Annotated in this window: 18 protein-coding genes; 14 read left to right on the plus strand and 4 right to left on the minus strand. The window is 48.3% G+C overall.

The genetic code is table 11. The features are described 5' to 3' along the window. Positions 1-475: 475 nt before the first annotated feature. The 9 genes from fmt to JIE71_RS07280 all read left to right on the plus strand — a co-directional run bounded on the left by fmt (position 476) and on the right by JIE71_RS07280 (position 11,068). Positions 476-1,552 carry a methionyl-tRNA formyltransferase gene (gene fmt / locus JIE71_RS07240; RefSeq protein WP_199508065.1) on the plus strand — a complete coding sequence of 359 codons (1,077 nt, stop codon included), beginning with the start codon at positions 476-478 and terminating at the stop codon, positions 1,550-1,552. Between the two features lie 45 nt (positions 1,553-1,597). Further along, entirely contained in the window at positions 1,598-3,064 is a 1,467-nt protein-coding gene (locus JIE71_RS07245) for a transcription antitermination factor NusB (protein WP_199508066.1), read from the plus strand. 158 nt (positions 3,065-3,222) lie between these two features. Further along, positions 3,223-4,647, plus strand: coding sequence for a threonine synthase (thrC, locus tag JIE71_RS07250; protein WP_199508067.1), 1,425 nt, complete (start codon positions 3,223-3,225; stop codon positions 4,645-4,647). 338 nt (positions 4,648-4,985) lie between these two features. Further along, positions 4,986-6,083, plus strand: coding sequence for a LysM peptidoglycan-binding domain-containing protein (locus tag JIE71_RS07255; RefSeq protein ID WP_199508068.1), 1,098 nt, complete (start codon positions 4,986-4,988; stop codon positions 6,081-6,083). Between the two features lie 14 nt (positions 6,084-6,097). After that, complete coding sequence (gene dprA, locus JIE71_RS07260; protein ID WP_199508069.1) at positions 6,098-7,315, plus strand: DNA-processing protein DprA; 1,218 nt, start codon at positions 6,098-6,100, stop codon at positions 7,313-7,315. A 126-nt stretch (positions 7,316-7,441) separates the two neighbouring features. After that, positions 7,442-8,092, plus strand: coding sequence for a Sua5/YciO/YrdC/YwlC family protein (locus JIE71_RS07265; protein WP_199508070.1), 651 nt, complete (start codon positions 7,442-7,444; stop codon positions 8,090-8,092). A gap of 362 nt (positions 8,093-8,454) precedes the next feature. Then, the gene (locus JIE71_RS07270; RefSeq protein ID WP_199508071.1) at positions 8,455-8,973 is read left to right on the plus strand and encodes a GbsR/MarR family transcriptional regulator; all 519 of its coding nucleotides are present in this window, start codon (positions 8,455-8,457) and stop codon (positions 8,971-8,973) included. 109 nt (positions 8,974-9,082) lie between these two features. Then, the gene (locus JIE71_RS07275; protein ID WP_199508072.1) at positions 9,083-10,024 is read left to right on the plus strand and encodes a TIGR01777 family oxidoreductase; all 942 of its coding nucleotides are present in this window, start codon (positions 9,083-9,085) and stop codon (positions 10,022-10,024) included. A 207-nt stretch (positions 10,025-10,231) separates the two neighbouring features. Continuing rightward, entirely contained in the window at positions 10,232-11,068 is an 837-nt protein-coding gene (locus JIE71_RS07280; RefSeq protein ID WP_199508073.1) for a fatty acid desaturase family protein, read from the plus strand. Between the two features lie 44 nt (positions 11,069-11,112). Here JIE71_RS07280 and JIE71_RS07285 read toward each other — a convergent pair whose 3' ends face one another. Next, positions 11,113-11,295, minus strand: a complete 183-nt coding sequence (locus tag JIE71_RS07285; protein WP_199508074.1) for a hypothetical protein — start codon at positions 11,293-11,295, stop codon at positions 11,113-11,115. A 566-nt stretch (positions 11,296-11,861) separates the two neighbouring features. Here JIE71_RS07285 and grpE point away from each other — a divergent pair. Continuing rightward, positions 11,862-12,467, plus strand: a complete 606-nt coding sequence (grpE, locus tag JIE71_RS07290) for a nucleotide exchange factor GrpE (protein WP_199508075.1) — start codon at positions 11,862-11,864, stop codon at positions 12,465-12,467. A 273-nt stretch (positions 12,468-12,740) separates the two neighbouring features. Next, a complete protein-coding gene (gene dnaK, locus JIE71_RS07295; protein ID WP_199508076.1) occupies positions 12,741-14,681 on the plus strand; it encodes a molecular chaperone DnaK in 1,941 nt (646 codons plus the stop codon). Positions 14,682-14,794: 113 nt separating this feature from the next. Here dnaK and JIE71_RS07300 read toward each other — a convergent pair whose 3' ends face one another. Together JIE71_RS07300 and JIE71_RS07305 are read right to left on the minus strand one after the other, a co-directional pair. Further along, a complete protein-coding gene (locus JIE71_RS07300) occupies positions 14,795-15,580 on the minus strand; it encodes a methyltransferase domain-containing protein (protein ID WP_199508077.1) in 786 nt (261 codons plus the stop codon). An 18-nt stretch (positions 15,581-15,598) separates the two neighbouring features. After that, the gene (locus tag JIE71_RS07305; protein ID WP_199508078.1) at positions 15,599-16,807 is read right to left on the minus strand and encodes an 8-amino-7-oxononanoate synthase; all 1,209 of its coding nucleotides are present in this window, start codon (positions 16,805-16,807) and stop codon (positions 15,599-15,601) included. A 287-nt stretch (positions 16,808-17,094) separates the two neighbouring features. Between JIE71_RS07305 and JIE71_RS07310 the strand changes: the two genes are divergently transcribed. The 3 genes from JIE71_RS07310 (at position 17,095) to JIE71_RS07320 (ending at position 19,411) form a co-directional block, all read left to right on the plus strand. Then, positions 17,095-17,631 (plus strand): porin family protein, encoded by a 537-nt coding sequence (locus tag JIE71_RS07310; RefSeq protein WP_199508079.1) that lies wholly within the window; start codon positions 17,095-17,097, stop codon positions 17,629-17,631. Positions 17,632-17,816: 185 nt separating this feature from the next. Beyond that, entirely contained in the window at positions 17,817-18,428 is a 612-nt protein-coding gene (locus tag JIE71_RS07315) for an NfeD family protein (RefSeq protein WP_323126919.1), read from the plus strand. A gap of 101 nt (positions 18,429-18,529) precedes the next feature. After that, positions 18,530-19,411, plus strand: coding sequence for an SPFH domain-containing protein (locus JIE71_RS07320; RefSeq protein ID WP_416232021.1), 882 nt, complete (start codon positions 18,530-18,532; stop codon positions 19,409-19,411). 49 nt (positions 19,412-19,460) lie between these two features. On the opposite strand, the gene hemN is transcribed toward JIE71_RS07320, so the two are convergent. Then, positions 19,461-20,906, minus strand: coding sequence for an oxygen-independent coproporphyrinogen III oxidase (gene hemN, locus JIE71_RS07325; RefSeq protein WP_228284585.1), 1,446 nt, complete (start codon positions 20,904-20,906; stop codon positions 19,461-19,463). Positions 20,907-21,062: the final 156 nt, after the last annotated feature.

The raw sequence follows: 21,062 nt of genomic DNA on the forward strand, positions 1-21,062 counted from the left end.
GATCGCTAAAATTGTTCCAGACAAGGCGCAAAGCGACGATAATGCAGATGCCTTAGCGAGATTTGCAACGCAGTATGGGGCAATTTTAGCATCAGCCCGCAGGGACAGGACTCTTTTTTGCCGCTTCATCGTTAAAAATAAGCGTTTAGAATGACTAAACTTATTATTTTTAACCTCGAATCGCCTAAAAAATAGTCACTGTCAGTGCCATGGTCGAATGTTCAACACGCCCTAATACAAAACTTTCGCTAAAGCGCAGCAGATGAGCGACAAAGACCCTTGTCCGCTGCAAATTCTCTAATGTCTGTTATCTTATCCTAAATTTTGTGACCTGTGCAGCAGATGACAGCAGTCATTATTGTTGTTAATGGTCTAACATGGCACATCGCCTTAAACTTCCTTATAATAAAGCGCTCTTTTTACGTGTTTTTTAGACTGCTATAGTTTTAGCTCCTATCATGGTGTGACCTGCTTTATGACTGATGTAACTGCTTCTTTAACCGATACAAAATCATCGCAGCCGCTGCGCGTGGTGTTTGCAGGTACGCCTGAATTTGCCGCGCAAAGTTTGCAAGCACTTGTTGAGCAGCAAAGCGCGTTGAATATTGAGATTGTGGCGGTGTATACCCAGCCTGACAGAAAGGCGGGTCGTGGACAAAAACTCACGCCATCAGCGGTCAAAGCGGTAGCGCTTGAGCACAATATCGCCGTCGAGCAGCCCTTAACCTTTAAAAAATCTACAGAAGACGGGCAGCAAGCGCGCGCAACCTTACGCAAGTATGCGCCTGATATCATGGTGGTCGCCGCTTACGGACTCATTTTGCCCCTTGAAGTGCTAAACACCCCACGTTACGGTTGCCTTAATATTCATGCTTCCTTACTGCCGCGCTGGCGAGGGGCGGCACCGATTCATCGCGCGTTACTGGCGGGCGATAGCGAGACGGGCATCACTATCATGCAGATGGATAAGGGGCTGGATACAGGTGATATGCTCTACAAAACCTACTGCCCGATTGCGACTGATGACACCGCTCAAAGTTTGCATGACAAGCTCGCCGAGCAGGGCGCAGATGCCATTACGACCGTACTTGCCGATTTGCCAAGCTATCAAAACCAAGCCGCAGCCCAAGACGATAGCCAAGCCAATTACGCTGATAAGCTGGTTAAAACCGAAGGCGAGATTGACTGGACGCAGCCTGCGGCAGTGATTGAGCGGCAAATCCGCGGACTAACGCCGTGGCCAGGCACCTATACCTTTTTAGACGGCGCGCGTGTCAAAATATTGGCAACTCTGCCTGTTAATGATAGCCAAATGACCGACTTACCCGCAGGCACGGTGATTAGCGTTGGTCGCAAAGCGATTTTAGTGGCGTGCGGCGCTGATGAGGCAAGCAGCGACGCAAGTCATGACGATGAATCTAGCAATAAGATAAACACCACCCTTGCCATTACCCAGATGCAGTTTGCAGGCAGTAAGCCGATGAGCGCTGAGCAGCTGTGCCACGGTAACAAACTTGATGACGGTGATGTGTTCGCCATGTCTGCACCATAACTTTTTTATATGATGCTGTGAGAGGCGTCAAGGAAACCTTACTTAATGAAATCTTCTTCTGTTTCGACCCAGCCTGCACTTAGCATCAGCAGTATTCAAAAGGGCAGTGTACGCGCGCGCGTACTGCGCACGTTACTCATGATTCACGCAGGGCACTCCTTGGCCAGCTTGCTTGACCCGTTATTGTCGCGCCTGCCTGATGTGGACAGAAGCTTTGCGCATGCGCTACTATTGACCACGTTGCGCCAGTGGCACGCTACTGCGCGCCTCGTGGACAGCCTATCAGACAAGCCGATTGACGAGATGCCTGTCCGTGCCAGTATTCAGCTGGGCATCACGCAGTTGTTGTACCTAGAAGTCGCTGATCATGCCGCGATTAATGAAACCGTCGAAGCGGTCAAAGAAATCGACTACGCGCGCGCCTCTGCCTTAACCAATGCCATTTTGCGTAAAGTCGCCAAAAATCCCAATAAATTTCGTAAAAAGTGTAATAAAAACCACAGCCTACCTAATTGGCTGGCGCAGCAGCTCAAGCAAGACTGGCAGCCTGAGTATGACGCCTTGACCCAAGCGCTGCGTCAGAGTGCGCCGATATTTTTGCGCGTTAATACTGCAGTGACGGATACTGACAGCTATCATGCTGCGCTTACAGACGCTGAGATTGACAGCGCGCCTGTCACTTTACGTACCGCTACCGCTGCTACAGAAACCGCACTCGAAGTCACCGCCTTGCGCCTACAGCAATCGGTCGCTATCAGTGAACTGCCTGATTTTGAGAGTGGCGCAGTGAGTGTCCAAGATGCACACGCCCAGCTTGCTGCACCAATTTTACAACAAGCATTGGCGCAAAACGTCCCAAGCGCGCCCATTCGTCTGCTCGATGCTTGCGCCGCCCCTGGTGGTAAACTGGCACACTGGGCAAACTTGCTGCAAAGTGGCAAGGCGTTTCACGTGAAACAAGAAAATGCTGCAGTAAATGTAGATGAGATTTTACTGACCGCGATTGATAATGAAGCCAATCGTCTTGGCCGTATCGAAGACAATCTGGCGCGCCTTGTGCAGCAAAATACAAGCGCTGTAACGCCAAAGATTGATGTCATTTGCGCCGATGCCACCACATGGCAAGCCGCCAAGCCAAGTTTTGATGCGATTTTATTAGATGCGCCTTGCACCGCGACGGGCGTCATCCGTCGTCATCCTGATATTGGCCTGCTCAGACAAGAAAGTGATGTTGCGCAAACCGTCGCGCTACAGGCAAAAATCTTGGACAACTTATGGTCACAGCTGAACGCAGGCGGCTACTTGTTGTATGTGACGTGCTCTATCTTGAAACAAGAAAACGTCGAGCAAATGCAGCACTTTTTAAGCACGCATAGCGACGCCCGCGCCATTGACTTTAATGAGGATTGCAACTGGGGTATTGAGCAGGCCATCGGTCGCCAGTGCTTACCACTCGATAATGACGGCGGCGATGGCTTTTATTATGCGTTATTGCAGAAGGTTAAAAGCTAATCCAAGCGCGCTACGATAGACAGCAATAAAAGCAGCATATTCGCAAGTGTGTATTGGCATTGCGCCTATAGATTGCTATCTTAGGAGCACGTTTATCACGCGTTTTGAATACAGACACGCCCTAAAACAATGAAGTTAATTACCCGATAGGACACACCATGAAATATATCAGTACCCGTGGTCAAACTGCGCCCATGGACTTTAGCGACGTTTTGTTGATGGGGCTTGCGCCTGATGGCGGTCTGATGCTGCCTGAAACCTATCCGCAGATTGACGATGCGACCTTGAGTGAATGGCGCAGCCTCAGCTATTCTGAGCTGGCACTGGCGATTATGTCAAAGTTTGCCACCGACATTCCAGCGGCCGACCTAGAAGATATTATTCAGCGCACGTATAATACTAAGACCTTTGGCAGCGCGGACATCACGCCAGTGCGTAAGCTTGACGACAATCTGTACGTACTTGAGCTGTCAAACGGTCCGACCTTGGCATTTAAAGACGTGGCCATGCAGTTTTTGGGCAATGCCTTTGAATACGTGCTCAAGCAAAAAAACAAACGCATCACCATCATCGGCGCGACCAGTGGCGATACAGGCAGCGCGGCAGAATACGCGCTACGCGGCAAAGACAATATCGAAGTCTTTATGCTCTCGCCACACGGCAAAATGAGTGCCTTTCAGCGTGCGCAAATGTACAGCTTGACCGATGCCAATATTCATAACATTGCCATCAAAGGCATGTTTGATGATTGCCAAGACATCGTCAAAGCCTTGCAGCAAGATGCCGAGTTTAAAGCGCAATACGATTTGGGCACCGTCAACTCGATTAACTGGGGACGCATCTTGGCGCAAATCGTCTATTACTTTAAGGCGTATTTTGCGGTCACCAATAGCAATGATGACAAGGTCAGCTTTAGCGTGCCGTCAGGCAACTTCGGCAATATTTGTGCAGGGCACATCGCTCGCGAAATGGGCCTGCCCATTGGTCGCTTGATTGTCGCCACCAATGAAAATGACGTACTAAATGACTTTTTTAATCAAGGCAAATACCAGCCGCGCGCTGCTGATAACACTTATGTGACCTCAAGCCCGTCTATGGACATCTCAAAAGCCTCGAACTTTGAGCGTTTTGTCTACTTGCTGCTCGAAAAAGACACCGCGCGCGTACATGAGCTGTTTGATGGCGTGAAACAAGGTCAAGGCTTTGATTTAAGTGACGTCATGAGCGCTATTAATGACCAATACGGCTTTGCGGCAGGCAAGTCCACACATGAAGATCGCTTAGCGACCATCAAAGACTTGTATGACACCCATCAAGACTTGGTTGACCCGCACACCGCAGACGGCATCAAGGTAGCAAAAGAATTGCAGCAAGCAGGTGAAGTCATCGTATGCGCGGAAACTGCGTTGCCAGCCAAATTTGCCGAGACCATTAATGAGGCAGTCGGGCAGATTGAGATTGCGCGCCCTGCACACACCGAAGGTCTAGAAGACTTGGCGCAGCACGTGACGGTGTTAGACAACGATGCTAATCTGGTCGCAGAACAAATTCGCCAGCATGTGAGTGCCAATACGGCGGCGTAATTGCTGATACACGCTCACATTGTCTTCGTTTTTAAAGCACTGTTTCATGTGAAACAGTGCTTTTTTTTGGTTTAAGATTTTGCAAATATGTTTTTAAGCTATCCATAAAGAAAAGCAAAACCTAATAAACCGCATAGCGTATTAAGTACCGATTTTATTTTGCAAAAAAGCCTAACGATTGCTGCAAATTTAAGTTACTCTAATGTAAAAAGTTGTTTAATATTGTGCTATGGTAGCTTTATTTTAGATAGCAAGGCTGCTGTCCTTTGCCGCCTACCGAGCGGCATTCTTATTGTTTGCTATCGCTACTGTACTGTTCACTAATGATGGATATGACCATGAAAACAAGTCTCAGCCGTATGGCAAAATCTGTTGCGATGGGCGTTTTTGGTAGCGCCTTGCTGATGTCAGCGGCGCATGCTAACAACCCTGCACCGACCATCAAAGCCGATGCCCCAAACCGCTATATTGTTAAAAAGGGCGATACCTTATGGGACATCTCAGGCCGCTATTTGGACAGCCCATGGCGCTGGAAAGAGATTTGGGCAACCAATAAACAAATCAAAAATCCCAATCTGATTTATCCAAATGACATACTGATTTTGTGTGTGATTCAAGGCAAGACACTCGTTGGCGTTGATACAGGCGAAGGCTGCGCAGGCGTAGAAAAACAAGTCTTAGGTACTGCGCCAGTCGCAGCGGTCACTGTGACCTCGACTGCCAACAGCATTCCACCGATTCCATGGTCAGCCATTCAGCATTGGCTGGACAAAACCATCATTGTGAACCCAAAAGACTTTGACACCACACCGTACGTCCTCGCTTCCAAAAACCGCAACCTCATTACCGCACGCGGTGATAAAATCTATGCTAAAGGCGTGCCTCTATTGGTCGGACAGCGCTACGGTATCTATCGTAAGGGCGAGCCTTATATCGACCCTACTACCCAGCAGTTAATCGGTTTAGAAGTCACACAGGTGGCGACAGGTTTGGTGACTTCGGTGGCGAGTAATGGCGTGAGCAGCATTCAACTGACCGACACCTATGATAAAGAAGTGCGCGAAGGCGATCGCGTGTTTGTAGAGCTAGACAATTCGATTCCGCCAGTCTTTTACCCCGTCCCTGCCAATGTCACGCGTGGTGGTTTGATTGTGCGTGTTATGGACTCTATCAGTTCGGCCGCACGCGGCAGCGTGGTAGCGATTAACTTGGGTAAAGCGCAAGGTGCAAAACCAGGCGATGTCTTGACTGTGTACCGCAAAGGCCCATTGGTGCGCGATGTCTATGATAATGACAGTCCAGTACGTCTGCCTGATGAGCCTGCGGGTATGGTGATGGTATTTAATACCTTTGATGAGATCAGCTATGCTTATGTTTTAAGCTCCGAGTTGCCGCTCAACACGGGTGATAGGCTGCTACCACCGCCTTATTTATAAGGCAGTAAACGGTTATGTCAGTATCATCTAAATCTGTCCACCTGTCTGTTTCCAAGCGCGCTATGGTGTCACTGTGGCAGCGCGTGAATACTTCGCTAAATGCTTATTATAAGCTAGTCACGCATTTTGGTAATGCTGAGGCGGCATTGCAAGCGAGCAGTCAGGCGTGGCAACAGCTGCGTATCCATAGCACGCACGTAAAACGGCATCAAGATGCGGATGGCGATGCCTTTGTCGATAGCGTTCAAGATGCGCTGGATAAAGGGCAGTATCAGCTCTTATTTATTGATGATGCGGCGTATCCTGAATCGCTAAAGCAGCTATACGACCCACCACCACTACTGTTTTATAAAGGCAATATCGAGCGCTTAAACGAGCCGCAAATTGCTATCGTCGGCAGTCGCAAGCCAACCACGCACGCGCAAAAGACCACCTTTGATATGGCGCAGTATTTGGCGCAGGCAGGCTACGTGATTACCAGTGGTTTGGCAGTGGGTGTGGACATTCGCGCGCACTTAGGCGCGCTGGCGCAAACAGAAGCCTCTCATCAAGGGCGCACGATTGGCGTGATGGGCACAGGTATTAATGTCTGCTATCCCAACCATCATGAGCATTTGGTCAAGCAAATCATTGAGGCGGGCGGGGTGGTCATCAGCGAGCTGTTGCCCGACATGCCGCCGAATAAGCACACCTTTCCGCGCCGCAATCGTATCGTCGCAGGGTTGTCACAAGTTACCATCGTCACCGAGGCCACCTGCAATAGTGGCTCGCTGATTACCGCGCGCTTGTGTAACGAACAAGGCAAGCAAGTTTTTGCGGTTCCCAGCCATATTGACAATCCTAATGCCGAAGGCTGCCACCATCTGATACGCGAGGGCGCAACACTCATCTATCATCCGCAGCAAGTCATTGAGGACATGAAATACAGTGCGCCGCGACCATTTAGCGACTTTGCTGCATCCTGTACTACCAGTCCGTCTCAACAGCCAAACAATGCGCCGAAAGATACTGCATTACCAACCCGTAGCGAACCTGCCAGCAGCAACCCACCTGCCGCTAGTGTGCCTGAGCACCTAACCCAAGTTTATGCGCATATTGATTGGCATGGTCAGGATTTGGACGCGCTGGTTATCGCGACCGAGCTTGCACCGCCTGTGCTTATTGGACAGCTGATGGAATTAGAGTTATTGGGGACGATTCAGACCCAAGGCGGACGCTACAGCCGCGTGTAAACTTTTCTGCATAGGTTTTTTGGTGCAAATCCATTATAGTACGTACTCACAATGCTAAGTAAAAACAGGGCGTAGCCGCCTTTGGACTGGTATTAATAAAAAAAGAAAGAAAAACGGGTGGGTAGCATGAGCGTACAACAAGTATCGAAGCCGTCTTTTTACATGATTAACGATGTACAGACCGCCGTAACGTGGCTACGCACAGGGCATCTGCTCGCTTATCCGACTGAGAGCGTCTGGGGCATTGGCTGCGACCCCTTTAACGAAGATGCTGTCGAGACCGTGCTTGCGATTAAACAGCGCCCAAAAGCCAAAGGCATGATACTGGTCACCGATGCTATTGAGCGTATTGCGCCACTACTTGCCAGCCTACCCCCCGAGCAGCGCGCCACCATCAGCGCCAGTTGGCAGCCGCAAACAGGCGCAGCCAAACGCCAAGCCAACACATGGCTACTGCCTATCACGGAGGCACTGCCTGTCGCTATTCCTAACTGGGTCACAGGCCAGCATGACAGCGTGGCGGTACGCGTGATTGACCATCCACTTATCAAGGCACTGTGCGCAGCACTGGTTAGTGAGCACAACCCTTATGGCTTTTTGGTATCTACCAGCTGCAACCCCGCGAGCTTGCCGCCCGCCAAGACTCTAGACGATGCCTATGCTTATTTTGCAGACAGTGACTACAGCGCACAGGTGCGTTATTTGCAAGGCGAAACCTTAGGATATGAGCTGCCCAGCCAGATTCGTAAGGCCCTTACAGGCGCGATTATCCGCTAAGCGCCCCGTAAGCGTTTTATGCTTAACCCATTTTACCTTTCACGATACTAGGGGGTGTCCCTAATTCAAGCGTTTAGGACTAAATGGGCTAAAAATGGCTAAATCTTTGGCAAACGGTGTCAAATAGCTGGCCAATATCTTGATATTACCTGCGCTATTTTCCTTGTTTGCCTGCGATTTATCTCATTTTTATCACCATTTTTAAAATAGGAACACGCCCTAGCCAAAACAATACGGCTGCTAAAATGACGGTGTTGGCCTTTCTTAACCTTAACTTATTTTAGTAGTTTCTGTATTGACAGAAATAAAAGAGTGCGGCAAGCTAAAACCAACACTCTATTTGTATGTATAGGACATGCCTTATGAAGCTTAGCCCCATTACCGAGCAGTTTATTTTACATTGGGGCGAGATGGGCTCGCGCTGGGGCGTCAATCGCACCATGTCACAGATTCACGCCTTGTTATACATCACAGGCAGACCGATGCACGCCGAGGAAATCGTTGAGACTTTAGGCGTGGCACGCTCTAACGTCTCGACCAGCATTAAAGAACTGCAGCATTGGGGCTTGGTACAAAAGGTCTCACTCTTAGGCGACCGCCGCGACCACTTTACCACCGAGCTGGATGTTTGGGGGCTGGCGCGCACCATTGTCATAGAGCGCCAACGCCGCGAGCTTGCACCGACCGTCACCTTTTTACAGCAGTTGGTGGACAGTCCTGACTTTGCCGCAGAGCGTCCCGAGGTACGCGCACGCGTCAAAGACACACTTATCTTTATTGACACCATCACCACATGGTCAAATGAAATGCTCAAACTGCCGACCAGTATCCTAAAAAAAGTACTCAAAACGGGCAAAAATATTCGTGAATTGCTGCGCTAAACACATACATAGAACCCGTAGCTAAGAACAAAACCAAAACAGTCACCAGCATCAAACCCTGTAAAAATAAAAGAAAATCAGTAAGAAAGAATATAAAAGGAGTGAAGCGATGAAGGTATTAATCAGCGGGGGTTCAGGATTTTTAGGCACCGCACTAAGCAAGCAGCTTTTGGCGCATTACCAAACAAAAAACAGTCCTATCGACATCACGTGGCTGACACGTGATACCCAGCAGGCGCACTTGCATGAGGTCACCTTGATGTCTTATGACGCGCTCAAAGATACCGATACCGCGTTTGATGTGGTCATCAATTTGGCAGGCGCGGGCATTGCCGATAAGCGCTGGAGCGATGAGCGCAAACAGCAGCTGATGGACAGCCGTATCAAGCCGACACAGGCGCTACTTAACTTTATCGAACGTAGTGAACATAAGCCCAAGTGCGTCATCAGTGGTTCAGCCATCGGCTGGTATGGCACGCAAGGGGATAGGCCATTGACCGAAGACAGCGGCTTTGAAGACGACTTTGCCCACCGTTTGTGCGCGGCGTGGGAGCAGCTGGCAGCAAAAGCGACTGAATTTGGTGTCCCTGTGGCGCTGATACGCACAGGCGTGGTCATTCACCCAAGCGGCGGTATGCTTGGTAAGTTGTTGACACCGTTCAAAATGGGGCTGGGTGGTCAGCTTGGTGATGGCACACAGATTATGAGCTGGATTAGCCGTGATGACTGGGTGTCTGCATTGATATTTGTATTAGAGCAGCAGTTGGCAAAGGCGACGAGTGCTGCGATCGATACACCCAAGGTGACGATTTATAACTTTACCGCGCCCAATCCTGTGAGTAATGCGGTATTTACCAAAGCCGTTGGGCATTGGCTGCATCGTCCGACCCTATTTACCTTGCCACGTCCGCTACTCAAGGTCATGTTCGGTGAGATGGCAACGTTACTGGTCGATGGACAAAAGGTGCTACCTAAAGCACTAGAGGATAGCGGTTATACGTTTGTGCAGCCGACCCTCGCCGAAGCCTTACGCCAGCAAAAAAAGCGTTAATAGCGGGGTAGCACTACACAGCCACAGCGTAAAATTAATGAATCATCCGTTAATAATGGCGCGGTAGGGATTATTTACTGCGCCCCTATTGGGCATAAGTCATTCCTTTTAAGCGTACCTATCAAGGCAACATTGGCATTATTTTAATCATTTATTTCTGTAATTACAGAAATTATGGAAGATAAATAAATAATTAAGGAGAATACCATGCGTCATCCGTCATTATCCCACATCGTTTGGCGAGACTTGTGCCAGCAAAGCCCCCTTGAAATCCTATACAACTTGCTCTTACCGTTGCCGTTCTTACTGTTGTCATGGTGGTGTGCTTATTACGGCTGGTGGCTACCTGCACTGGCTGGCTCGTTTTTATTTTTTACTGCCGCTCTTCGTCAAGCGCACGACGCCTATCACAGCACCTTAGGCGTTGGGCGCAGATTCAATGACTTTATGCTATATGCGCTGACCAGCACCATGCTATGCAGCACGCACGCTATTAAAAAGACCCATCTCAACCACCACCGCGACCCATTAGGCACAAGTGATGTGGAGGGCAACTGGGCGCGTTTGCCGTGGTACAAGGCGATTATTGGCGGCGGGGTTTTTTCGGTACGCATTCAGTGGTATGGGCTGACGCATGGCAGCAAACGTGCGCGTAGGCAGGTCGCGTTTGATATGCTGATTATCCTCAGTATTTTTGCTGCTGCGCTTTTGTGGTCGCCAGCGGTGCTGGTGTATCACGTGCTTGTTATGCTGCTTGCCAATACCTTGGTAGGATTCTTTGCGGTATGGAGCGTACATCACGATTGCGATGAGACCATCTACGCGCGCAGTGAGCGCCATCCACTTGCTAACTTACTTACCTTTAATCTGTTGTATCATATGGAGCATCATTTGTTCCCAGCGGTACCCACGCAGCATTTGCCAGCGCTTGCCAAGCGTTTAGAAGCGACCGCGCCCGAGTGGGTACAGCAGTCTGTATTGCCCATGTCAAAAGCTGCCCCAAAATTACTGCCCGCCATTGCCACAAAAAAACCACTCAGATGAGTGGTTTGGTTTACTGATAGCGGCTTTAGAACATACAGGCGCCGCTACAAGCCTGCAATGGACTTGAAGGCCGCTTCGTCATAGTCCTCACTGTGGGTGACTACAATCGTGCCATTATCAGGGTTAATATTAATCCATTTGACGCCCTGTACTTCACTGCCTTCTTTAGTAATCTTATCAGCGAGTTCGCGGTCACTAATGGTGGCTTGATAACTGGTTTGTGGCATAGCTGCCTCCTATTTATAGTATTTAACCATCCGTTTTCTTAAGAGTTTACGACAACTATCATAATGCAAAAGTGCAGCATATGACCTATAAATACTGCCATAGCTGGTATCGTTGCACCAGTATGGCATCTATATTAAATAACTAACCTTAACAAAACTTAAAAGCCAGCGATAGACAGCTCATCCGTAAATCTGACACTTTGTCCTGTTTTTTATCATTAACTAAATGTACAGAAGATACAACACAGCTTAAGATAATAAACTCAATAATATCAACAATTTTTGTAAGGGATTACCAAGTAAGATACGTGTAAAAACACAATCATAGTAGGGTTTTTGCAGCCAGTTGTATGGTCGGCATGGGTTTGTGCACAAAATTTATAGCGCTGGGGGCTTGAAATTCACCTCCGTTACCTTTATCAAACAGCAAGTCCGCTTGATTCACCAATCGACGGTGGACAGGCACCCGTTATTTGATAAAGATGCTATAAAGCACAGGTCATCACTACCCTATGACCTATTTTTTTGAGTGTCATCGTTATTATAAGAAATCACAAGGAGCTACCATGAGCGAGCAGACCCCAAATCACGAGTTTGATAATAAAGACCCACAGCCAACGCACAGCAATATCGAGCGGGAGCATACGGTATTAGAAGAAGCGATTGAAGAATTTGACCCACAGTCAAACAATGGCGAATTTGAAACGGTCAAAAACGACGTGGACTTGCAAGCTTTTGAAGCGCGTATTGCGGAGCTAGAAGGCGAAGTCAAGCAAGCCAAAGAGCATACTGCTCGCGCCAATGCTGAAGCCTATAACGCACAAAAGCGCATGGAGCAAGAAGCCGATAAGAGCAAAAAGTTTGCTTTGCAAAAATTTGCCAAAGAGCTGTTAGAAGTGGTGGACAACCTAGAGCGTGCTATTGACAGTGCAGGTGAGGACGACGCGGTGACCGAAGGCGTCCGCTTGACCCACAAAGCGCTACTCAACGTGTTAAACAAAAACGGCATCGAAGTCGTTGACCCACAAGGTGAAGCCTTTAACGCTGAATTTCATGAAGCGGTCGGCATTGACCCCAATGCTGCAGCGGACACCGTCGGCACAGTGCTACAAAAAGGCTATAGCCTAAACGGTCGCCTACTGCGCCCAGCATTGGTACAAGTGGGTCAATAAGCAAAAGCCATTGTGTGAATCGGAATAATCCTTAAAAAAGGTAAGGATATTCACAAATATTCACACAAAAGCGATTTTTTGTGGGGGTATTGCCTTGAAAAAACTTCCCCCACAACCGATATAAAGCAACAAGTGACCGCGGACGGTCAAAAGATGCCAATAAAAAAACGCACTCCACTGTCATTGAATGATGGTAATTCCTAGCGACTGGTGGCAGCGACTGGCACGACATATATTGAATGTAAACATAATATTTATTAGGAGTAATTGATTATGGGTAAAGTGATTGGTATTGACCTTGGTACAACCAACTCATGTGTTGCCGTAATGGAAGGCGACAAAGTCAAGGTCATCGAAAACGCTGAAGGCGCACGCACAACGCCATCAATCGTTGCTTATAAAGACGACGAAACCTTGGTCGGTCAGTCAGCCAAGCGTCAAGCAGTAACCAACCCAAACAACACCTTGTTTGCCATTAAGCGTCTGATTGGTCGTCGTTTTGATGACAAAGTAGTACAAAAAGACATCGGCATGGTGCCATACAAAATCGCTAAAGCCGACAACGGCGATGCGTGGGTTGAAGTCAATGGCAAAAAACTTGCGCCACCACAGGTATCTGCTGAAATCTTGAAAAAGATGAAAAAGACGGCCGAAGACTATCTAGGCGAATCAGTAACTGAAGCCGTTATTACCGTACCTGCGTACTTTAACGATTCACAGCGTCAAGCGACCAAAGATGCGGGTAAAATCGCAGGTCTAGACGTAAAACGTATCATCAACGAACCAACCGCCGCTGCCCTTGCCTATGGCATGGACAAAAAGCAAGGCGACCGTACGATCGCGGTATATGACTTGGGTGGTGGTACTTTTGACGTATCAATCATTGAGATTGCAGACGTTGATGGTGAGCAGCAGTTTGAAGTACTGGCGACCAACGGTGACACGTTCCTAGGTGGTGAAGACTTTGACTCAGCGCTCATCGACTACCTTGTTAGCGAATTCAAAAAAGAGCAAGACGTCAACCTAAAAGGTGACTCATTGGCTATGCAGCGTCTAAAAGAAGCCGCTGAAAAGGCAAAAATTGAGCTATCAAGCGCGCAGAGCACGGAAGTGAACCTACCTTACATCACTGCAGACAGCAGTGGTCCTAAGCACTTGGTCATCACTATCAGCCGCTCAAAGCTTGAAAGCCTGACTGAAGAGTTGGTACAGCGCACGGTTGAGCCTTGCAAAATTGCTTTGCAAGACGCAGGTCTAAGCCCAAGCGAAATCGACGACGTTATCTTGGTTGGTGGTCAGACACGTATGCCACTCGTGCAAAAGAAAGTCGAAGACATCTTTGGCAAAGAGCCACGTAAAGACGTGAACCCTGACGAAGCGGTCGCCGCTGGTGCAGCGATTCAAGGCGCGGTATTGTCTGGCGACAAGACCGACGTACTACTGCTTGACGTGACTCCATTGACCCTAGGTATTGAAACTATGGGCGGTGTGTTGACGCCAATCATTGAGAAGAACACCATGATTCCTACCAAGAAATCACAGGTATTTTCAACCGCTGAAGACAACCAGCCTGCGGTAACCATCAAGGTTTACCAAGGCGAGCGTAAAATGGCTAGCCAAAACAAACTGCTTGGCAACTTTGACTTGACCGACATTCCACCAGCACCACGTGGCATGCCACAAATCGAAGTGACCTTTGACATCAACGCTGATGGTATCATGAACATCTCAGCGACTGACAAAGGTACGGGTAAAGCGCAAAGTATCCAGATCAAAGCAGACTCAGGCTTGTCAGATGACGAAATCGAGCAAATGGTACGTGACGCAGAAGCCAACGCGGCAGAAGACGAAAAATTTGCAAATCTTGCGCAAGCGCGTAACGAAGCAGACGGTCGTATCCACGCGGTACAAAAAGCGCTTAAAGACGCAGGCGACAAAGTTACTGACGATGAAAAGCAAAGCGTTGAGACGGCAATTAGTGAGCTAGAAACGGCAACGAAAGAAGATGATGCTGACGACATCAAAGCCAAGCTAGAAGCGCTAGACAATGCCTTCTTGCCAATCAGCCAAAAAATCTACGCCGATTCAGGTGCAGGCGCTGAAGGTGTTGACCCAAGCCAGTTCCAACAAGGCGCGGACAACGCAGACAATGCCAAAGCTGATGACGACGTGGTAGACGCTGAGTTTACTGAAGTCAACGATGACAAAAAATAAGCCTTAGCACTTATTACGTCAGACAAAAAACGCACCTTTCGAGGTGCGTTTTTTTATGCGTGTTTGAGACAGATAGGTTTTAAAAAACGGTTAAAGGCGTGTGGCTCATAGGGTCAAGGTTTTTTTGCGCTAATGATCAGCACCTCGTACGTCAAGGGTACACAATCGTTATTCGCCGTATTCTGTTGCCCAAACGCTGCCCAATAATCTTCTATAAACCGAGCAAGACGCGCCTTATTCCACACAAATGGCGCATCAGGGGTGTTGGTCGACACGCCCGTCAGCTTCATGTGCTTAAGCACCGCATAAGGGCTGTCAAAATGCAGCTCAAAACGCTCGGTGTGCAGCTCAATGTCCGTTAAGCCAGCATCATTAAGCGTTTGTTGCCATTCTAAAATGCTTGGGTAATGTAGCCCTTGACCGAGTAAGGTTTTTATTTGTAGAAAGTTATTGGGCGTAAAGGTGCTAAACAGCAGCTGCCCGCCTGTGTTTAACTGCGCTGCCGATTGCGTGACAAATGATAGTGGGTTATCAAACCACTGAATGGCATTGGCACTGATGATAAGGTCGTAATCAGCGCTCAAGTCCATCGTCTCGGCATCGCCAATATACAGCGTGGCATCAGGTAGCAGCTCGCGTAGCGTTGGACGCGCCGCTTCGGTCAACTCATTGATGTGCCATGCTTGCGTTGTCAGTTGCGTCTTTAACAGGCGCGTGAGCTGCCCACTACCTGCGCCTACTTCGAGCACTTGTGCTGGGGTAGTATCCATGATGCGCGTTAATAACTGCTGGCACACCTGCTGCTGAATACGCGCGTGCTGCTCATAGTGTGTGGCGTGGGCAAAGTGCTGCGCGATACGCTGCTTGCGACTACTGAGCGTCGTTGAGGAGGGGCACATAGGGTGTCCTTATGGTCGTTACAACTGAGCGATAAGGTGCTGACAATCATCCTTGCGGATGGCTGCATTCATTACAAGGCGAATGCGAGCGGTATTCTTGGGTACGGTCGGCGGCCGAATGGGCAACGCATAAAACCCCGCGTCCTGCAGCGCTTTGGCTTTTGCAACAGCAGCGGCATTATCACCAGTGACATAGGCGATGATGGGCGACTGATACGCCTTAGGCGGTGGAGACATTACTTGATACTCAGGCGGAATGGCTTGGCTGAGCATTTGGCTGATATCGGCTAAGTGCGCGCGCTTATCTTGCAATTTGGGCATTTTTGCCAAAATAAAGCGCGTCCATGCATGATTGATCGGCGGCAGCGCAGTGCTAAATATCAGTGAGCGCATTTGATTAATCAGCCATGCCTTATTGTCATCACTACAAAAAATATAAGCGCCGACTGAGGCAAATGCCTTACCAAATGTGCCGACTAAATAATCAATCTCGGCTAAGGTGTGCGTTTCTTCTGCCAGACCCAGTCCTGTCTCACCCAACACGCCGACGGCATGCGCCTCATCGATATACAGCTCGATGCGGTTATCATTGCGCTTAAGCGCTACCAGTGCGTCTAGATGCGCGCGGTCGCCATCCATACTAAAGATGCTTTCGGTAACGATAATGATGCGTTCAACATCGTCGCCCGCTTGCGCGATAAGCTGTGCCAAATGCGTGTCGTCATTGTGTCGGTAGCGGCGATAATGGGACGCACGGTTTTGGCACAGGCGAATACCATCAATGATGCTGGCATGTACCAATTTGTCCGCCAAAATCAGCGTTGGTACAGGCAGCGCAGTTAAGGCAGGTAAGATACCAATATTGGCATGATAGCCGCTGTTAAAAACCAGCGCGGATTTGCCATCGGTTGCGGCGGCGGCATACCAAACGCCAAGCTCCGACTCTAACGCCATCAGCTCATTGTCATTGCCTGTCAATAGCCGTGACGAGGTCGAGCTCATCTTCGGCAACATATCCTGCTGTTGTAAATGACAAAAAAACTCACGCTGTAAGGCACTATCCATACCCAAGCCTAAATAATCATTACTGGCAATGTTTAACAGCGGACGTCCTTGACTCAAGACGTGCCGACCTTGTTGATGTAAACAAGGCAGCGTGCGGTACTGCTGTTCTTTTTGCAGTGTTTTTAACGCGGCTTGCAGCTTTTCTTGGTTGCGTTCATGCACGACCAACGCTCCTTTAATTAAAAATAGCGTTTATTTTGGCTATTATTTATACAATAATTGAGGAATTATTGCACAAAACGGCTGCTTGTAACAAAAGATTTCATATCTTAGCCTTTGTAACTTGCGCCTAATGAATTCTTGCAAAAGTTAACCTGCATACCATCAAACATTGACAGTATATCTGACATGATTTGTTACTATGTATTCATCGTTAGCAGGTAAGGCGATACGAAGAAAGTTTCATACAACATGACTTGCCTGTCCAATTTGATTTTAAGGAGATGACGATGAAAACGCTACAAAAAACATTACTTGCCCTAACTGCTGGTTCATTGATGACTGTAGGTGCACAAGCGGCCGTCTCTTATGGTAACGGCTACACTGGTCAGCCATATGTGGGCGCAAAAATCGGTCAGTTTGATAATGATGTCAGTGGCGATGACCCAACCGCGTATGGTGTGGTTGCAGGCTATAACTTTGATCCAAATTTTGGTATGGAAGCAGAATACGTCGGTTCAGATGATGCTGACCTAGATGCTGGCGGTGATTATGATACCAAAACTTATGGCGCGTATGGTACTTACCGCTATGCCTTCCCAAATACCAATGCATACGCAAAAGGCAAACTTGGTATCGCTAAAACAGAACTAGAAGCAGATTTTGATAACGGTAATCGCGATTCAGTGAGTGATACTGGTATTGCTGGTGGTATAGGCCTTGGTTATAATGTCAATCCAAATTTCGGCGTTGAAGCTGAATATTCTATGATGGACAGCGACGCAGATACTAAGCTAATGACTGTTGGCGCTAATTTAAAGTTCTAATTTTAGAATTATATAGTAAAAGCATAGATAAAGAAGCGATCACATTATGTGGTCGCTTTTTTTATGCCTGCTATTTTTATGGGTGAAAATACAATAAACAAACCGTATTCTCGTCATGTACCTTAAATGCTTTGAAATAAAATATGCTATATTAAATCAATAACTTATAAAAAAGGCGGGCACTTATGGACTTGCTTTATATGATTGAACCGTGGCATTGGCTGGTACTTGGCTTTTTGCTGATGATTGCAGAGATATTTATTCCTACATTTGCAAGCATTTGGTTTGGTGCCGCAGCCGTTATCGTTGCGGCGCTGTCTTGGCTGTTGCCTATTTCTTTATTACTACAAGTGATTATTTGGCTGACGCTTTCAGTTTTATTCATGTTTGCTTGGGTGAAATATGCCAAGCCATTATCGATCAATCAAAGCAGAACCGCGTTAGGGCATAACGAAATTATCGGTGAAACAGGTATGCTTGTGGTCAAACCCACAGCAAATCATTTGGGTCGTGTGCGTTTTAGTGTACCTATTTTAGGCGCTGACGAATGGCTTTGCCGCGTTAATGAGGGTAGTGTCCAAATCGGTGATCGGGTAGTGGTAATGGCAGTGAATGGCAATGAGCTAACCGTTTCTGCCACAACGCAAACACCGTTAACCAAGCAAGTTGAAGCGCCTGCAATGCCAAGTACACCTGATATTAACCCTAAAATACCCAAACCTAATAAGCGCAAACTCCACTTAAACAAGCCCAGCCTAGACCGCACACGCCTCAAAAAAAAGTTTGTAGATAAATGATACTAAAAACCAGTAGTCACGCAAAAAAGTCTTCTAAAAGTCTTCTATTAGACACTGAGTCTTTGCCGTATTGTAGAGGGCAATAGCATAAGGAGAGCATTATGAACAGTATACTAAACAGCCTGAGTGGCGGCAGTATCGTACTACTGGTATTGGTGGCGCTGGTTGCCTTTACTGTATTTAAAAGCGTACGCATTGTACCGCAAGGCTATAAATGGATTGTCCAGCGCCTTGGTAAATATCATCAGACCTTAGAGCCTGGCCTAACGTTAATCATTCCTTTTATTGATAGAATTGCCTATAAGGTCACGACCAAAGACATCGTGCTCGACATTCCGTCGCAAGAAGTCATCACGCGTGACAACGTGGTCATCATTGCCAACGCCGTCGCTTATATTAATATCGTACGTCCTGATAAAGCGGTGTACGGTATTGAAGATTACGCGCACGGTATTCGCAACTTGGTGCAGACCTCTTTGCGCTCGATTATCGGTGAAATGGATCTAGATGATGCGCTCTCAAGCCGTGACCAAATCAAAGCCCAGCTTAAACATGCTATTTCTGAAGATATTTCCGACTGGGGTATTACGCTAAAAACGGTCGAAATCCAAGATATTAATCCGTCTGACACCATGCAAATGGCGATGGAAGAGCAGGCGGCGGCAGAGCGTCAACGCCGTGCGATTGTGACGCGTGCCGACGGTCAAAAACAAGCAGCAATCTTGGAAGCCGATGGTCGCCTAGAGGCCTCACGCCGTGATGCCGAAGCGCAAGTGGTGTTGGCAAAAGGTTCAGAAGAGTCGATTCGCCTCATCAGTAACGCGATGGGTGAAGAAGAAATGCCGATTATTTATTTACTGGGCGAGCAGTACATCAAAGCCATCCGCGAGCTGGCAGAGTCGGACAATGCCAAAACTGTAGTCATACCCGCCGATATTTTAAACACCGTCAAAGGCATGGTCGGTGATAAGTTTAAAGGCTAAATGTATGCTATAAAAAAAGACCCGCTATGGGTCTTTTTTTTATGTCGATTTAAATGGCTTTAGAAAAACGCTCAGGGTATTTTTGCTGCATGTAGGTATCAAACACCATAGCGATATTGCGCGCCAGCAGGCGACCTTTTGGCAAAATACGAATGCCCGCCGCGTCCATATCTACGAGTTTTTCACGCTGCATCGCGCCGAGCTGCTGGATTTCATCCAAAAAGAACGTCACCGCATCAATACCAAATTTTTGATTCACGTCTTCAAAATCAATATAGTCATGACACAGCAAATTCATAATCACGTACTCACGCAGACGGTCTTGGATTGAGGTTTTAATCGCTTTGACAGCGGGCATCCGCACGCCTGATAGCGCATCAATATGCTGCTGATAGTCTTGTAAATCGGTCGCGTTTTGTAATATATAGCGGTTGCGTGCGGTACTGATTTGGCTGATTGCCGAGACACCAAAACCAATCAAATCACAATCACCCATCAAGGTATAGCCCTGAAAGTTGCGGTGCAGTTTGCCCGCCCGCTGCGCGACCGCTAGACTGTCATCAGGCTTGGCAAAATGGTCGATACCAATGTACTGATAGCCCGCCGCGCCGAGCTGGTCAATGGTGTTGCCAAGGATGGTGAGCTTGTCGCTGGGGCTGGGCAGGTCGGCATCTTTGATTTGCTTTTGTGCCTTAAAACGCTCAGGCAAGTGCGCGTAGTTAAACACCGACAGGCGGTCGGGCGACATCTCAATAATACGCGCAATCGTCCGCTGCATTGAGGCGGGCGTTTGCTTGGGCAAGCCATAAATCAGGTCAATATTAATAGAGCGAAAGCCCAAGTTGCGCGCTTCTTTGATTATACTTTCAATTTGCTCGGCATCGTGCACACGATTGACCGCGATTTGTACCTCATCGGCGAGGTCTTGCACACCAAGGCTGATGCGGTTAAAGCCCAAACGGCGCAAGGTCGCTAAGGTCTGCGCGCCCAGCTCGCGCGGGTCAATCTCAATAGAATAATCGCCTTCCTTATCGTCAACAAACTCAAACTGCGTCTGCAAATAGTTCCACAGTTTGACCATTTCAGCATCGCTTAAAAACGTTGGCGTACCGCCGCCCAAATGCAGCTGCTTGACCACAGGTTTGTCCGCATCGTTTGGCGCTTTTAGCAGGCGTCTTTTGTATTCGATTTCTTTGAGCAGGTAGTTAAGATAGTCGCCTGAGTCGCTGTTCTTCTTAGTGATGATTTTATTGCACGCACAGTAGTAGCATAGGTGACGACAAAACGGGATATGAAAATACAGTGACAGCGGCGTGTGTGCTTCGCGCTGCTGCAAAATATCTGCCTCAAGCAAGTCTTCAATCGGCGCCAGCTCCAGCGCGGTGGGGTAAGAGGTGTAGCGCGGCGCGGCGGTATTGTAGGTCTGGATAAGCTCGGCATCGAAGCGTAGCGGCGGCATAGGTGTGCTGCGCGCTTTGGCATAAGGATTGGGCATCTCCGCGACAGGGCGGACAGTGGTGGGCGCGTCAATTGCGCTCGCGCTTGAGTCTTGCGGGGATTGTGGATGCATAGCTACTCCTTATTGAACGCCAATCAAATACAAACCATCATGCCGCTATCACGCTACTGGTGAGCAGGACAGCGCGCTTAT

This window comes from Psychrobacter sp. bablab_jr014, from assembly GCF_016464015.1.
In the GTDB taxonomy this organism is placed as follows: Bacteria; Pseudomonadota; Gammaproteobacteria; order Pseudomonadales; family Moraxellaceae; genus Psychrobacter.